The organism is Legionella sp. JM-2024 (assembly GCF_055389095.1).
On record NZ_AP039388.1, the window covers coordinates 3,230,022 to 3,245,669 of the forward strand.

Below are 15,648 nucleotides of genomic sequence, written 5' to 3' on the forward strand. Positions count from 1 at the left end.
GTGTACAATTCCTTAAAAATATGAAATTCTATCATCTTTTTAGCTTTGAGGTGACATTGTGCACAAATTACTCATTTCTCTTATGATGCTGCTCTCATTTCAGGCTTTTAGCCAAATCCATGAGTTTACTTTGAACAATGGCTTAAAAGTACTGGTTAAAGAGGATCATCGAGCACCTATAGCCGTATCCATGGTTTGGTATAATGTTGGGTCAGCAGACGAGCCTGTAGGAATAACTGGTGTTTCTCATGCGATTGAGCACATGATGTTTAAAGGCACCGCAAAATATCCTGTAGGGGTATTTTCCAAAACGATTGCCGCATTAGGTGGACAAGAAAATGCTTTTACGAATAACGATTATACCGCCTATTATGAAAAGTTGGATGCGTCTCATTTGGCGACAAGCTTCGAGTTGGAAGCAGACAGAATGAATGGCTTGCTCCTGAATAGTGATGAATTTGCCAAAGAAATTAAAGTCATTCAGGAAGAAAGACGCTTACGCACTGATAACAATCCTCAGGCCCTTGCTTTCGAGCGCTTTCTAGCTACAGCCCATTTAACCGCTCCTTATAATCATCCAGTCATAGGATGGATGAATGATTTAAAGCAAATGAAAGTAGACGATTTAAAAAAGTGGTATCGAAATTATTATGCACCAAATAATGCCACATTGGTGGTAGTAGGTGATGTGAATCCAGAAAAAGTTCATGCTTTGGCGGAGCAATATTTTGGTTCACTAGGCAAACGCCCTATTAGAGCTCGTAAACCCCAGCAAGAACCATCGGCACTAGGCAAAAAAACGATCTATGTGAATGCGCCAGCAAAACTGCCGTTACTCCTGATTGGTTATACTGTGCCCAGTGTAAAAACCGCCAAAAACGCCTGGGAACCTTATGCATTAGAACTTATTGCTGGAATACTGGATGCCGGAGAAAGTGCTCGATTTGCAAAAAACCTGGTCCGAGGAAATCAAGTGGCTACAGGTGCTGAATCCTATTATAACCTCTATTCAAGATATCAAAGTCAATTCATTGTCTATGGAGCACCTAGTCAAGATCATCAAATAAAGGATTTAGAAAAAGCATTAATTACTGAATTGGATTCCTTGAAAAAAGCTCCTGTTAGCAATAAAGAATTACAAAGAATTAAAAATCAAATCATCGCACAAAAAACTTTTGAAAAAGACTCGATTTTTGGCCAAGCCATGGAGCTGGGGTTATTAGAAACAATAGGGATTGGATGGCAAAACACAGACAAATACACGAAAGCTATTAATGAAATAACTCCTGAGCAAATTCAGCAAGTTGCTCAACGATATTTTCAAGAAAATAACATGACTGTTGCTGAATTAAGGCCAAACGGGCAGGAAGAGGTAAGACCATGAACATTTTAAGAATCTTTATATTCACTTTAATAGTAATTTTTTCTCATAGTTCGTTAGCTAATTCGTTCAAAACAGAAAAATGGCAGACGAAAAATGGAGTACACGTTATTTTTTATCAAGCAATGGAAGTACCGATGCTTGATATTAGCTTGGCATTTGCTGCTGGTTCTGCTTATGACGGCAAATACTTTGGTTTAAGTGCATTAACTACTAATTTGATTAACCAGGGAAATTCAGGAAAAGATGCTACGGCTATTGCAGAAGCTTTGGCAGATACTGGAGCACAATTTAATGCAGAAACAAGTCGAGATATGATTGTGCTTAATCTAAGAACTCTTACCAGCAAAGAGGCTTTGGAACAATCAACAAAAACCTTCAGCCAAATCATTAGTCATCCTGATTTCCCTAAAAGTGCTTTCGAAAGGGAAAAGGATCAACTGCTGATGGCTATTGAGCAAACGGAAGAATCTCCTGATGATGTAGCCATCCAGAACTTCTTCAAAACCTTATATCATGAACATCCTTATGCTCATCCTGTCCATGGTACAATTGAGTCATTGAAGACAATTAATGAAAAACAAGTCATTAATTTTTATAAGCAATATTTTGTGGCTAAAAATGGTATATTAGTAATGGTTGGTGCCATTGATAGTCCCAAGGCACATCAATTAGCGGAGCAACTGACCCAGGACCTATCCGAGGGGAGACCGGCTGAAACAATTCCCAAAGCATCCCAACTAGCAGATGCAGAAAAAATAAATGTGCCGTTCCCTTCTTCACAAACTATAGTTCGTTTGGGACAAATAGGAATCAATCATCACAACCCAAATTACTTTCCTTTAATGGTTGGTAATTACATTTTAGGTGGAGGTACTTTAGTTTCCAGGCTTGGTACTGAAGTAAGGGAAAAAAGAGGCTTAACTTATGGTATAGACAGTCAATTTGTTCCTATGTTAGGTGAGGGACCCTTTATCATTAGTTTATCAACCAAAAATTCCGAAGCCAGAAATGCACTAAACATTACACAGGACACCTTGATACAATTTATAAATAATGGGCCTGATCAACAGGAATTATCTTCAGCAAAACAATACCTTACTGGCAGCTTCCCTCTTTCTCTAGGAAGTAACAGTAGTATTGCAAATCTATTATTAAGAATGGCATTTTACCATTTACCTGATAATTATTTGGACACCTACGTGGCTAGAATCAACGCGGTAACAGATGCTGAAATTAAACAAGCGTTCAAACAACAGGTTAATCCTGAAAAATTGCTACTTGTGACGGTAGGGCAATCTTGAAACAAGTAATACGCATTATTGGAGGATTGTATAGAGGGAAAAAAATACATTTCCCCGAAGTGGAAGGCTTAAGACCTACACCAGATAGAGTTCGTGAAACACTCTTTAATTGGTTAATGAACGACATCAAAAATGCTCGCTGTCTGGATGCTTTTGCAGGCAGCGGTGCCTTGGGATTTGAAGCCTATTCCAGAGGAGCATCGCGAGTTGTTTTTATTGAGCAATCACCTAAAGCTCATGCCAACTTGCAAAAAATCATTGATCAATTTGATAGTTCCAACTTAAAACTTATAAAAACAGATACGTTAAACTATCTTAAACAAAACACTGAACAATTCGATATCATTTTTTTAGATCCCCCTTACACACTCAATTATATTCCTCAATGTCTTGATTATATAGTAAAAAATAATCTTCTTAGCCATGGGGGGCTTATCTACATTGAATCATCAACTCCCATAGAATTAAAAACAGACTCCTGGAAACAACTCAAATTAAAACAAGCCGGTCAAGTCATCTATGGATTATTTGAAAAACTCGAGCCAACAATATCTTGACAATAAGCCCTCCTCCTGTTTCAATCAAACTAATATTTCTTAAATTATAAAGAACATTGGATGAACAATAATAAGCTTGTCATAATGTTTATTTCTTCAGTGCTACTTGTAGGCTGCGCTGGAAAAATATTTAAAAAGCCACCTATCAATAATCCTAGCGACGATGCAACTATTAAGTTAGCTGAAGCTGCCGTTTCAGTCAGTGACTCAATGCTTGAAATGGCTAAAGTTGAAAAAGTAATTACTCCACCTGGCAAAGATAACACTTTAACCATACCTAATGCCTATAATTTACAGGCAAGAGCCAGTGTTGATTGGTCTGGTCCCATTGAAGAAGTAACTGCACGTATAGCTAAAGCAGCACATTACAGGATTCATATTTTAGGAAAAGCTCCTTCTGTTCCAGTTTTAATTAGCTTAAGTATCAAGGACCAAAGTTTAGCTGAAATACTTAGAAATATTGATTATCAAGCTGGTGTAAAAGCCAGCATCCATGTTTATCCTAACAGTCAGGTTGTCGAATTACGCTATGCGAAAATGTACTCTTAGTTTATCTATTTTGCTATCTATCTTATTGATAGCTTGTTCTGCTCGCCATTATAACGGGGATACAGGTTCCTTGGCAGGACTGCAAGCTATGGCTGATTCAAAATACACCCGAGCTCAAAAGAAACAAAAAATGGGTAAGATTCGCGAGATGGCTCTTAAGGAAACAGCACTAAGCGTTGGGGCCCAGGCAGGCCTGGCATGGAGAGCCAAAATAATTGATGCTCAATTAAATAAACAAGCAAGAAATCTTGACACAATTTATGATTTTAACTCTTTGGTTTTAGAGCACAATATTTTACCTCCTGTGTTACTGGAAGGAAGAAATACTCTGAATCTTGCAGATGCTCAAAGCATCCGTATTTCAGATCGCACTTATAAAGTTGCGAAACAAGCTCATTTTATTACTGCGCCACCCACCTGGCGACAATATTTGTGGATGGATTATGTAAAGCCTGAAGCTCCTAACGTAACCTTACTCCCTAAAACCAAAGCCGAAAAGGAAATATGGTGTATCTATACCGAAAGAGGATGGAAAAATGGTATAGACCAGGCGAATATTATTTTGGAAGAAAACATTGCGCGTATTAAAGAAGATTTCGGCGGTATGATTCTTTATAGAAAACTACTGGCGATGAATATGGTATCTCCTCCCTATGTTTCTCATACTGACTTGGGCGTGACAGGAGACGGCTCTGAAATTCACATTGATGACAGGGTATTACGCATTACCGCTTTACCTGCGCTTAACATAAACAGCGAGGAATGGAGGGCTGCTGTAGCCAAGGATGAAAATGCTCTGGAGCGCTTCAAAAATATGGAAAAACTGGCAAATCAGGCTAAAATTGTTATAACAAACAAATCTTGGCAACCCATTATAGCACCAATAAGTTGAGTCTATGGATAATATTAATTTAATGCCTGATGAACCAACCCGTTTCACTCCTGTTTTCATGGATAGAATGCTAGAGCATGCGGAGAGTCTGAATGCTTCAGATATTACCATTCAGACTGGGGAACCAATTTTTGCAGAGGTTTACGGCAGGCTCCTTAAAATTACCAACCGACGACTGTCAAATACTGAGTTAGGTGATCTTATTAATTCCATTTATGGTCCGAATGCCACAACCCAATTACTTTCTGGTAAAGATATAGATACTCATTATGAATTTCGACCTAATCGCGGTGTACGCTATCGATACAGGGTAAATGCTACTGCCTGCCTGGTTGAAGGACATGATGCTATTCAAATCACATTAAGAACCATCCCAACCACCCCCCCAAAACTTAGTACTATGAACCTTCCTGATAATATTATTGAGGCAATAGCCCCCCAGGAAGGAATCGTATTCATTACAGGGGCGACAGGTTCAGGGAAATCAACATTATTGGCCTCTATTATCCGTGAGCTTATTGAAACATCAGATTCCAACCGTAAGGTATTGACCTACGAATCACCGATAGAATTTGTTTATGATGAAATTGAAACCATTTCCGCAGTAGTCAGTCAATCGGAAATTCCGCGACATTTGCCAGATTTTGCCGATGGCGTCAGAAATGCATTAAGAAGAAAGCCCAGATTAATCATGGTGGGTGAGTGCCGTGATGCAGAAACCATAAGTGCCGCTCTTGAAGCAGCCTTAACAGGACACCCTGTCTATACAACCCTGCACACATCGGGTGTAGCAGAAACCATGCGACGTCTGGTGACCTCTTTTAGCGGTGAGGAACGCTTGGGCCGAACCATTGATATTCTCGAAACGATTAGACTTTGCATTTGGCAAAAACTGGTTCCTACCGTAGATGAAAGACGGGTGGCTTTAAGAGAATATTTGGTCTTCGATGAAGAAGTTAGAGACATACTTTTAGAAGGCGATCCAAACGAAGTCACTTCAGCTACCCGTAAATTGGTAAGACAAAAAGGCCAGCTCATGACTTGGGATGCAAAAATGAAATTTGAACAAGGCATTATCAGTGAGCGAGTTTATAAGCTAATCATTGCTGGAGCCAAAGAATATCAACAATAATCAAGAGTACTCTTTTTGCACTTACTCAAACAATGGTCAACATGTCCCAGGGTCTGTTTACATTACGCTAGCATGAGCCAAAATGAGTTGATTTTCGAGTACTGGAGCGCAGCCTACACATAGTATGTGAGCATCAGAACGCAGAAAATCAAGCCAGTTTGGCCAAGATAGTAGAAATGTAAACAGACCTTAATAAAATAAACAAAATCAAGGACTCGATTAACTATGTTCCAAAGGAAAAATCTACATTATTATTTCAAATTATTTATTTTACTCATTAGCACCACTCTAAGTTTTGCTTCAACTGATCAACAAAACCCTAACTCACCTACCATCGACATCAAAATTTTAGGTATTAACGACTTTCATGGTCAGATCAGTAGTGGTAGAACGGTAAAAAATGAGCCTGTTGGTGGCGCAGCTGTTCTTGCAGCCTATCTTAAAGAAGCTCAGTCCGGAATGGAAGATCGCACAGTAATTACTATCATGGGAGATTTAGTTGGAGCCTCTCCTCCTTCTTCTGGACTCCTTAATGATGAACCAAGTATTCTGTTTATCAATAGCTTAGGTAACAACCAATGCAAACCCGAGTCAAGAATGGATCCTCTTTGCAATATAGTTGCAACAGTAGGAAACCATGAATTTGATAAAGGGCAAAAAGCAATGTTTGATTTAATTTATGGTACAAATAACCCTCCTACAGACTCATGGTTCCCTTTACCCTATTATCCAGGTTCATCTTATCCTTATGTTTCTGCAAACATTGTTGATGCCCAATCAGGGCAACCTCTTTTCCCACCCTATACAATCAAACTAATCCATAACATTCCCGTAGCCTTTATAGGTGCTGTTTTAAAAAATGCCGCAGACTCCATGTTTCCTGCTAATGCAGAAGGTGTTAAATTTTTAGATGAGGCTGAAAGTATTAATCACTACATACCAGAAATTAAAGCACGAGGGGCCAATATTATAATTGTTCTGATTCATGAAGGTGGAAATCAATCCCCTTATGAAGGAGATACTCAAACTGGAAGAACAGTCGAAGGGCATATTAAAGAAGTAGTCTATTACCTTGACGATGAGGTCGATGTAGTGATGGGTGGGCATACGCATCAGTTTTTAAATACTTATCTCCCAAATCGTAATGGTCACAAGATATTGGTGACCCAAGCCAATAGTTATAGTGCTGCCTTTGCCGAGATCGATCTCAAAATCAATGCAAATAATCATAAAGTAAAAAGCAAATCTGCTAAAATTGTTACAACGTATGCCAATCGTTGGCCTGGAACAAATCCAGATGCACAAGCCATGGAAATTGTTAAATTGGCAGAAGATAAAATTGAACCCATAATAAGCAGCCATGTAGGAACATCACAATATGATTTACTAAGAAAACAAAATGACGATGGAGAGTCTAACTTAGGTAACCTGGTTGCGGATGCATTTAAAACAGTAATGAATACAGAGATGGGCATGACTAACCCTAGCGGTATTCGTGATGATTTAAAATCAGGAGAAGTGAACTGGGGGAATATTTATTCCATTTTGCCATTCTCCAATTGGATAGTTACAGTCACTTTAACCGGAAATGATATTTATGACTTATTAGAGCAACAATGGATGGGTTCTTATATCAATATGCTGCAAATTTCTGGTTTTACTTACACCTACGATTCACGCAAACCGTTGGGACATAAAATAATAGAAATTAAGCATCAAAATAAACCGTTAGTTAAGGAAAAAATTTATACTATAGCCACTTCGGATTTTCTTGCGAGCGGGAATGGTGTGTTTTCAGTTATGAAAAGAGGAAAGATAATCAATATAGGTAAAAGTGATCATGATACTGTGATTGCATACATCAAAAACCTACCTCAGCCATTCCACTCGTCAATTGATGGAAGGATAAAAAAAATTGGATAATATATCTACAGTAAAGAGTAGCCTTCAGGATATACATCTTGAATCTTGGTGGAATACCAGAGTTGCGTCCAGATTGAACAGTTACCGATATAGGTCGCACATACAAAGCATGTCATACCGCGGCCCCATTTTTTTATTATTTAACGTTCGTTTAGCGATATAAAAGGCAATTCATTGCCTTTTATATCGCTAAACGAACGTTATCTCGTAAAGCTTGCCCCAGCGAAAGCGGGGATGCGTAGCATCGATACGGGATCCACTCCCAGTCTGGTTCGATATCAAAAAATAGCATCATTTTTTGATATCGAACTCACATTAATTAACTTTTGCTACTATTCTATGCATCCTAATCCAGGACATAGTAGAATTTGTTTTCGCTAATTGCTCAAGCTCATCATTTAATTGCTCAATCTCATCACTTTCAGCTATCCCAAGTTCTAAAAGCTGTGGAGTCAGATCATTAAGAGCCATTGAATAGATTAGTTTTTCTTTAGTAGTTCTAAGCACTGGTTGAAATAAAGAATGATGTTTTATTTCAAAGCCACAGGCCGCGAACTCTTGTTCTAATCGATGAGCCACCTGAAAATCCCGATTATTTTTACTAAAACATAACTTGGCCCATTGAGTAAATTGCTCATAGGCTGATGAAGGTGGAGAACAAAATGTGGAATCAAATAGGGATGGCTCTTCACATATAATGAAACCACCAGAATTAAGACAGTTTTTCATTTGAAGAATTACAGAGCGGGCATCAGCAACATGGTGTAAGACCATTCTGCAATAGATTAAATCGAATTGTTCCCCTAGATCTGACAGGTGATTAACATCCCATAACTTGAATCTGATATTGTTGTACGCTCTAGTCTGTAGTTGAGTATGATCTAATTGATCTTGACTCAAATCTATAGCAAGCAAATTGCCATCCTGGCCAACTAATTTTGCTAATTCAAGAGTCATAGCACCAGAACCACATCCCATCTCCAGAACAGACATTTTCTTGGGAAGTCCAATCTCATATAGTAAATCCAGACTACTTTTAGCATACAATTGATGCTGCAGAGAAAGACGCTCTCTTGCCTTGTCATTAGTGTTCAAAATGTAAGTGCTTGTCATAATATATCCTTATATAATGAAAAAATAATTATTGTTCTTCAATAAGTGCTTGATGAGTATTTCTTTGCCGCAATGCCTGATTTAAATATTGGTTTAATTGTTTTGCCTGCAATTCAAACATCTGGTTTAAGTTTTCTTTGGTTGAACTACCCATATGAGGTGATAATATTACATTATCAAGTTGCCTTAAAGCTAAAGGCACTTCTGGTTCAGACTGATAAACATCCAAACCTGCGCCTGCTATAGTATGATGTTGCAAGGCATGGATCATCGCATTCTGATCCACAATACTACCCCGAGCAACATTAATTAGGTATCCTTCTGGGCCTAAATGATCTAAAACCTGCTTATTAATTAAATGTTGTGTTTCAAGGCCACCAGAACAACAAATTATTAAAAAATCACTAATAGATGCCAGTGTTTCGACTGTCGGACAATACAAATAAGGATTATTTTTTTTGTTTCGAGCCGTATAAGCAATTTTTAAGCCGAAAGGCTCTGCAAATTGTGCAATTTTCACACCAATCTGGCCAAATCCAACCAATCCCAATTGCTTCCCCAATAAATGATTTCCTAGAAAACGTGCTTTTTTTTCGGACCAATCATTATTTCGAGTATAGCGATCATTTAGAATTATCTTTCGAGAAAGTGTTAACAATAAAGCAATTGCAAGCTCTGCTGTATCGTGAACACCGGCGTTAGGCTGTGAATGAAGAGCAATATTATTTTGTTTTAAAAAATGAATATCGATATTATCTGTTCCGATTCCTAAATGAGTAATTATTTTTAAGTTAGGGAATTGTATTAAAAACGAATTATCAATGGTATCCCATACTGTTGTAGCTAATGCTACAATTTGGCATTTATCCATTTCTGAAACGAATGTCCAACCACGAAAAATATTCCAATCAGGAATAAGCCTAGGAACGATTGGCTCAATAAATTGGTTAGTTAGATAAACAGATTGCTTCATTAAAAACTCCTGTTTTTCAGAATAACGATGGTTTTGGGTTACTATGAACTATAAAATAATTCCTGACAATTTATAAAATAAAAAGCTAATTTATCATGGATAATTTACAAATAAAAAAAGTAAACTACGTGTTTCAAAGCTAAATATATAGCGATTTTTACAATTATGATGCTATATTCGTTTACTATTGCATCTGGTAATTAAAGGAGGAGCCGCCATAGAGAGGAATGCTCAGCAATATTTTGAAAGCGCAAAGGATTTGTTCTTGTCTGTAAAACCAATCTCTGAGATTGATGGCTTTATTCTAAAGTTAGGTAAGAATAATTACCATTTTTGCAAAAATGAAACACCCTTTAATAACAGCTGCAGTGCTAATATTGCTGTGGATAAATATTGCACCTCTAAATTACTAGAAAAAGCCGGTATACCCGTTCCAAAAGCAATTTCTTTAAACAGGACTGAATTCCAACAAAACTTACACAAAGATAAAATAGCACAATTGAACTTTCCATTGGTCATTAAACCAATAGATGGTTCATTAGGAATAGATGTTTTATGTAATATTCAAACACTGAATGAGCTTGAAATTCATTTAACAAAATATTTTTCATCCTATCCGTGTTTATTAGTAGAAGAATTTCATGGCAAGTTAAACTCTTATAGGGTATTGGTTTTCAATAAACGTATCATAGGTATAGTTCAACGTTACCCTGCAACTATAACTGGTGACAGAGTGCACACAATTAAGGAACTAATTAAATTAGAAAATTTAAACAGAAAAAAAATAAATGAAGCCTTGGGGGATATAACTATTGATGATGAAATTCGAATCAAACTTCAAGAGCTTGGTATCACAGAGAATTATATCCCGGCATTTGGAGAGCAGGTTGTTTTATGTTACACAAGTAATGCCACAAGAGGCGGCTCATATGCCACCTTAAACAAAAAAATGTGTCGACAAAATCGTAAATTATTGCTTGATGTAGCTGAAGTACTCAATTTGCAATTAGTTGGTATCGATGTGGAGTGCCCTGACATCATCAATACCCCTATAGAACAATCAAACGGTGTAATACTTGAGGTTAATCATAAACCAAGTATTCGTATCCATGAATTCCCAATGAGAGGAACTCCTCAAAGAGTGACTAAAAAAATTATGCGTAGTTTTATAATGCACCATCCTCTAGCGTATTTATACTCAATCTATCATAACCAGCATACTGCTTTTTATGTTCGAAGCTTTATTCTAATCACGATTATGGGATTAATTTATTTAACGGTCTGGTAATGTTATAAAGAATACTTTAGTCGTCGTTTTTGGCAAGTACTCTCTTAAGGTTTATACTTATTAATAATGAGGTTAAATTATTAACATTAGAGGTATTAAATGGGTTCTATATCGATTTTAGATGCCTCATTAAGAGATGGTGGACACAGGACCAATTTTCACTTCAAGGACGATGATTTAAAAAAAATACTGGTTCCTCTTGATAATTCTGGTATTGAATACATTGAAATTGGCTATCGTAATGGCTCTCTTCATCCTATTGAAAATATAGGAAAGGCTGGAATTTGTCCAAAAGACTACTTACTTTATTGCCAGTCTCTGATAAAAAAAGCAAAAATTGCAGTTATGGTTCACCCAAACAATGTAACCGAGCAGGATCTTTTGGAATTAAAGAACTGTGGCGTGAAATTAATAAGAATATGTATTGCTAAAAATGACATGGCCAATGCTATACCCATCATTAAACTAGCCAAAAATTTAAATTTAGAAACATCAATCAATGTAATCCATATTTCTTATTACACGGATAATGAACTTGATACATTGGTTGAGGAAATATGCAAGCATGAACCAGATATGATCTATTTTGCTGATTCTAATGGAAGTTTATTTCCCGATAAGATCGTTACACTATATCAAAAATATACCAGTAAATATAAAATTTCTTTTGGATTTCATGCTCATGATAACCTTGGCTTGGCACAAGCTAATGCTCTTGCGGCAGTCCATTCAGGAGTTCATTTTATTGACTCCTCACTTGCCGGTATGGGTAAAGGAACAGGTAATTTAAAAACTGAATTTTTCATAGCCTATTTGCATGCAAACAATATAAAAAAATACAATTTAGAAGATGTGTTGACTGCGGCTAATTATGTAAGAGATACCTTGAAAATAGGTCATGAACTTATTGAAATGAATGAATTTATAAGAGGAATTTCTGATCTATCAACAGCTGACCTGAAAGCCTATAAATCAGGCAATTTCTAGAGATTTGCTGTCGTTTCCATTATCTTGAGCCACAACACCTTCATTTTCAGCACCTGGTGCTTAAAAACAAGGGAGAGTAAAGCTCAAGCTAACGAAATGTGAATAACTCTTGGGATGATATGAAATGAGAGTAAAATGCCCCAAAAAAAAATTATTGGTTATCGGACCAGTTTCACCTCAAGCATCTGATTTAAATCATCTTGGCAAAAATTTATCTTTTCTTAACCCCTATTATTCTATTGATTACATTGACCCACTTGCGGATATGCAAGAGTGTTCTAATAAAAAATATTATCAAATTTGGCAAAATCAGTTAAAACAACGCGTAGGAATTTATGATGTATTTATTGGTTTTTCGTTTGGAGGCGTGATCCTTCAACAATGCTTTTCCCTATTGAGCAAGCAAAACAAACCAATCATTCTTTTTTCAACACCAACTTTTGCAGATCTTTCCTTAAGAGAAAAACTTGAAAAAGTAATTACTCTTTGTTCTGAAAATAAATTGGAGGATGGTCTATTTTCTCTCTATCAAGCCGTTTATTCTCCTAATCCCATACCACCTTTTTCACAAGAATGCTTAAATAGGGAACTAGCCATCAAGAGACTTATTTTTGGCTTAACCAAAGTTTTGGAGACCGATTCCAAAGCCATTTTAAACAATTGCTATACGTATCATCTTCATTTAATCGGTGAAAAATCTCAATTGGTGAACGCTAACAATGTGATAAAACCATCATGTGGTCAATTGATTACAGTTCCCAATGCGAGTATGAGAGTTCTGGAAAGCAATCTCACTTTTTGCAAAGAAGTCCTATTAGAGAGTCTAAACAATGAACCCAGTTGAACCCATCAAAATTGCTGTGCTCCCCGGTGATGGTATTGGTATTGATGTTACCCATGCCACAATTCCAATCTTTGAAGCCCTTAATATTCCTGCAATCTTGAGTTACGGTGACATTGGTTGGGAATTTTGGAAAAAGGAAGGAACAGCAATACCTCCCAGAACATGGCAACTAATAGCTTCTTCTGACACTGTGTTATTAGGAGCGATTACAAGCAAACCGCAACGTGAAGCAAAAAAGGAACTGAGCAAGGCTCTTAGAAAGAATAATCCATATTATGTGTCTCCCGTTATTCAATTAAGGCAATGTTTAGACCTTTTTGCCAATATTAGGCCATGTTTTGCTCTAGATGAAAAAACGAAACCTTTTAATTTTTGTATTATTAGAGAAAATTCCGAAGGATTATATTCTGGTTTTGATTATTTCCCTTTGCCAAGAGCAATACAAGATTTATTAGCAGACAGCCAGCACTGGCAAACTATTCCAGCCAATGAAGCAAGCTGTGCATTAAGATTGCAATCAAAATCAGGTTTAACACGTTTATTCGATTTTGCCTTTAGCCATGCCGTTCAAACTGGCATGAATCGAGTCACTTTTGCTGATAAGCCCAATGTTCTTAGAGAAAGTGGAGAGTTCGCAAGAAAAGTGTTTGAAGACATCTCAAAAAAATATCCGGAAATCCAGGCTGACATATTAAACGTTGATGCCGTAGCATTATGGTTGATAAGAAGTCCAGAAAAATTTGGCGTAATCGTTGCTGAAAATATGTTTGGTGATATTTTGTCGGATGTTGGTGCAGGAGTCATGGGTGGTTTAGGTTTTGCGCCCAGCGCCAATATTGGGGTTAAAGGGAGCTATTTTGAACCAGTACATGGAAGTGGCCCAAGGATACAAAAAGATTGTGCCAACCCATCCGCTATGTTTTTTACTATTAGCATGCTACTCAAACATTTTGGTTACCATGACGAGGCAAAAAAAATTGGTAATGCCGTCATTCAGGTCATTAAAGAGAGACGTTTTATTACTTATGATATAGGAGGACAGGCATCTACCACCGATATGGCTCAAGCAGTTATTGAACATTGCACACGAAATGCTTCTTCTCAATTGGCCAATAATCGTAATCCTTTCACTAAAGAAGAATTAATGGACTGTAACACTATGATAAAATTATTTCAGCAATTAAAGAATTATAATTCTGCAGAAATTTCTGATGCCCTGGACGCTTGTGGAGTCGAAGGTGGATTATTAAATATTAAACCGTTATCACAAGGAATGAAAATTGTTGGGCCAGCTTATACTGTCCAATATTTACCCAGAAGGGAAAAAGAAGCAACCTTCCATAATGCAGCAAATTATATTGATATGGTACCTGAACATTCGGTCATAGTGATTGATAACAATGGTCAGAATGACTGTACCGTCTGGGGGGATATATTAACGCAAACTGCACTAAGAAATAATATCGCAGGCACTGTAGTACATGGAGCAGTCAGAGACATAGAAGCAATTCGCGCAACGAACTACCCTGTTTTTTGTACGGGGGTATATATGCGTTCAGGTAAAAACCGGGTTTACAAAACAAATGAACGATGTCCCTTATTCATTAATGGGATCACTATAAATCCTGGGGATATTCTCTTTGGTGATGATAATGGTATTTTAGTATTTCCTAGCTCTTTTCTTCCAGAAATAATAAGTAAGATTCAATCAATAAGATTAACTGAAGAACGTATTAAATCAGCAATTAAATCGGGTTCTACACTGGAACAAGCACGGAAGGATTATCATTACGACCAACCTTGGTTAGGTCTTAATAAAAACAGGGGAAAATAGTGTTTTCACTTGGAAAATTTAAATTCATAGACATTCACTATCACGCAAACCCCGATCTTTATACTCGTCGCTGGAATGCAATGGAAGCAGGAACATTATATCAATCTTTAAATGGCGCAGTCGTATTAAAATGCCACACTGGCAGTACCAGTATTCAGGCAACGCTTTTACAAGAGATGGGGCTCCCCGTTTTACCCTCTCTCGTGCTAAATCATATTGGTGGAGGAATAAATTACAGGGTAGTTATCCATGCCTTAAGTGAATATCAACCGCAGATTGCAAGTAAAATGATTGTTCATTTTCCCACCATCACGGGACGTAAAATTCAATCAAAACTATCAAGACAGTTAACCCATAATGATTTGGAAAAATATACCCAAAAGGGTGAAACCCTGTTTAGTTCAAAACAAGAGCTACGTAAGGAAGCTATAGATATTTTAAAAATGACTAAAGACTACCCTATCGTTTTATCTTCAGGTCATGCATCACGTGAGGAGGTCTATAGACTGATCGATGCTTGTAACCAATACAATGTTCCCTCATTATTATTAAACCAGCCAGCAAATCCTTTAACTGGTTTAAAATTTTCCGAACTCAGTGAACTGGTTAAAAATGAATGGCTATGGGTGGAACAAACCGCATTAACCTTCATCCTTGGGCACCAGGATAAACAAGATTTCTCTCAAGTACTAACGCATCTCCCGCGAGTGGTCTATAGTTCTGACCTTGGACAACCCAACCAAATGGATATCCCGGATTGGTTTAATTTCTCAAAGAAAATATTCCATGAATTGGATTTATCTGAAAAGCGCGAGGAAGAACTATTCCTAACCAATGCCATCAAATTATTAAGTTTATAAAATTAGACCTC

The 15,648-nt window shown here is 37.1% G+C and carries 14 protein-coding genes; 12 read left to right on the top strand and 2 right to left on the bottom strand.

The window, feature by feature from the left end:
• Window positions 1-58 precede the first annotated feature (58 nt).
• The 7 genes from ACZ5EK_RS14105 to ACZ5EK_RS14135 all read left to right on the top strand — a co-directional run bounded on the left by ACZ5EK_RS14105 (window position 59) and on the right by ACZ5EK_RS14135 (window position 7,738).
• Window positions 59-1,384 (top strand): M16 family metallopeptidase, encoded by a 1,326-nt coding sequence (locus ACZ5EK_RS14105; protein ID WP_464430337.1) that lies wholly within the window; start codon window positions 59-61, stop codon window positions 1,382-1,384.
• A complete protein-coding gene (locus ACZ5EK_RS14110; protein ID WP_464430338.1) occupies window positions 1,381-2,685 on the top strand; it encodes a M16 family metallopeptidase in 1,305 nt (434 codons plus the stop codon). Before ACZ5EK_RS14105 ends, ACZ5EK_RS14110 begins: the two co-directional genes overlap by 4 nt.
• On the top strand, window positions 2,682-3,242 hold the full coding sequence (gene rsmD, locus ACZ5EK_RS14115; RefSeq protein ID WP_464430339.1) for a 16S rRNA (guanine(966)-N(2))-methyltransferase RsmD: 561 nt from the start codon (window positions 2,682-2,684) through the stop codon (window positions 3,240-3,242). The genes ACZ5EK_RS14110 and rsmD overlap by 4 nt, the downstream gene beginning before the upstream one ends.
• 60 nt (window positions 3,243-3,302) lie before the next feature.
• On the top strand, window positions 3,303-3,791 hold the full coding sequence (gene dotD / locus ACZ5EK_RS14120) for a type IVB secretion system lipoprotein DotD (RefSeq protein ID WP_464430340.1): 489 nt from the start codon (window positions 3,303-3,305) through the stop codon (window positions 3,789-3,791).
• On the top strand, window positions 3,772-4,683 hold the full coding sequence (gene dotC / locus ACZ5EK_RS14125) for a type IVB secretion system protein DotC (protein WP_464430341.1): 912 nt from the start codon (window positions 3,772-3,774) through the stop codon (window positions 4,681-4,683). The genes dotD and dotC overlap by 20 nt, the downstream gene beginning before the upstream one ends.
• 22 nt (window positions 4,684-4,705) lie before the next feature.
• The gene (gene dotB, locus ACZ5EK_RS14130; RefSeq protein WP_464427755.1) at window positions 4,706-5,815 is read left to right on the top strand and encodes a Dot/Icm type IV secretion system ATPase DotB; all 1,110 of its coding nucleotides are present in this window, start codon (window positions 4,706-4,708) and stop codon (window positions 5,813-5,815) included.
• Between the two features lie 225 nt (window positions 5,816-6,040).
• On the top strand, window positions 6,041-7,738 hold the full coding sequence (locus ACZ5EK_RS14135) for a bifunctional metallophosphatase/5'-nucleotidase (RefSeq protein WP_464430342.1): 1,698 nt from the start codon (window positions 6,041-6,043) through the stop codon (window positions 7,736-7,738).
• Between the two features lie 315 nt (window positions 7,739-8,053).
• On the opposite strand, the gene ACZ5EK_RS14140 is transcribed toward ACZ5EK_RS14135, so the two are convergent.
• Both ACZ5EK_RS14140 and ACZ5EK_RS14145 read right to left on the bottom strand, forming a co-directional pair.
• A complete protein-coding gene (locus tag ACZ5EK_RS14140) occupies window positions 8,054-8,851 on the bottom strand; it encodes a class I SAM-dependent methyltransferase (RefSeq protein ID WP_464430343.1) in 798 nt (265 codons plus the stop codon).
• 28 nt (window positions 8,852-8,879) lie between these two features.
• Complete coding sequence (locus ACZ5EK_RS14145; protein ID WP_464430345.1) at window positions 8,880-9,824, bottom strand: NAD(P)-dependent oxidoreductase; 945 nt, start codon at window positions 9,822-9,824, stop codon at window positions 8,880-8,882.
• A 259-nt stretch (window positions 9,825-10,083) separates the two neighbouring features.
• Between ACZ5EK_RS14145 and ACZ5EK_RS14150 the strand changes: the two genes are divergently transcribed.
• From ACZ5EK_RS14150 to ACZ5EK_RS14170, 5 genes are all read left to right on the top strand, one after another.
• The gene (locus ACZ5EK_RS14150; RefSeq protein WP_464432507.1) at window positions 10,084-11,112 is read left to right on the top strand and encodes a sugar-transfer associated ATP-grasp domain-containing protein; all 1,029 of its coding nucleotides are present in this window, start codon (window positions 10,084-10,086) and stop codon (window positions 11,110-11,112) included.
• A 99-nt stretch (window positions 11,113-11,211) separates the two neighbouring features.
• On the top strand, window positions 11,212-12,099 hold the full coding sequence (locus tag ACZ5EK_RS14155; protein ID WP_464430347.1) for an aldolase catalytic domain-containing protein: 888 nt from the start codon (window positions 11,212-11,214) through the stop codon (window positions 12,097-12,099).
• Between the two features lie 124 nt (window positions 12,100-12,223).
• Window positions 12,224-12,943: a hypothetical protein gene (locus tag ACZ5EK_RS14160; protein ID WP_464430348.1), complete on the top strand. Its 720-nt coding sequence runs from the start codon at window positions 12,224-12,226 to the stop codon at window positions 12,941-12,943.
• Window positions 12,930-14,777 (top strand): isocitrate/isopropylmalate family dehydrogenase, encoded by a 1,848-nt coding sequence (locus ACZ5EK_RS14165; RefSeq protein ID WP_464430350.1) that lies wholly within the window; start codon window positions 12,930-12,932, stop codon window positions 14,775-14,777. Before ACZ5EK_RS14160 ends, ACZ5EK_RS14165 begins: the two co-directional genes overlap by 14 nt.
• Complete coding sequence (locus ACZ5EK_RS14170) at window positions 14,777-15,637, top strand: DUF6282 family protein (protein ID WP_464430351.1); 861 nt, start codon at window positions 14,777-14,779, stop codon at window positions 15,635-15,637. Before ACZ5EK_RS14165 ends, ACZ5EK_RS14170 begins: the two co-directional genes overlap by 1 nt.
• Window positions 15,638-15,648: the final 11 nt, after the last annotated feature.

Excerpts from the sequence above, each read along its gene's own strand:
- ACZ5EK_RS14140 (WP_464430343.1), bottom strand. The coding sequence starts at position 8,851 with ATGACAAGCACTTACATTTTGAACACTAATGACAAGGCAAGAGAGCGT.
- ACZ5EK_RS14110 (WP_464430338.1), top strand. The coding sequence starts at position 1,381 with ATGAACATTTTAAGAATCTTTATATTCACTTTAATAGTAATTTTTTCT.
- dotC (WP_464430341.1), top strand. The coding sequence starts at position 3,772 with ATGCGAAAATGTACTCTTAGTTTATCTATTTTGCTATCTATCTTATTG.
- dotD (WP_464430340.1), top strand. The coding sequence starts at position 3,303 with ATGAACAATAATAAGCTTGTCATAATGTTTATTTCTTCAGTGCTACTT.
- ACZ5EK_RS14145 (WP_464430345.1), bottom strand. The coding sequence starts at position 9,824 with ATGAAGCAATCTGTTTATCTAACTAACCAATTTATTGAGCCAATCGTT.
- ACZ5EK_RS14155 (WP_464430347.1), top strand. The coding sequence starts at position 11,212 with ATGGGTTCTATATCGATTTTAGATGCCTCATTAAGAGATGGTGGACAC.
- ACZ5EK_RS14135 (WP_464430342.1), top strand. The coding sequence starts at position 6,041 with ATGTTCCAAAGGAAAAATCTACATTATTATTTCAAATTATTTATTTTA.
- ACZ5EK_RS14165 (WP_464430350.1), top strand. The coding sequence starts at position 12,930 with ATGAACCCAGTTGAACCCATCAAAATTGCTGTGCTCCCCGGTGATGGT.
- dotB (WP_464427755.1), top strand. The coding sequence starts at position 4,706 with ATGCCTGATGAACCAACCCGTTTCACTCCTGTTTTCATGGATAGAATG.
- ACZ5EK_RS14160 (WP_464430348.1), top strand. The coding sequence starts at position 12,224 with ATGAGAGTAAAATGCCCCAAAAAAAAATTATTGGTTATCGGACCAGTT.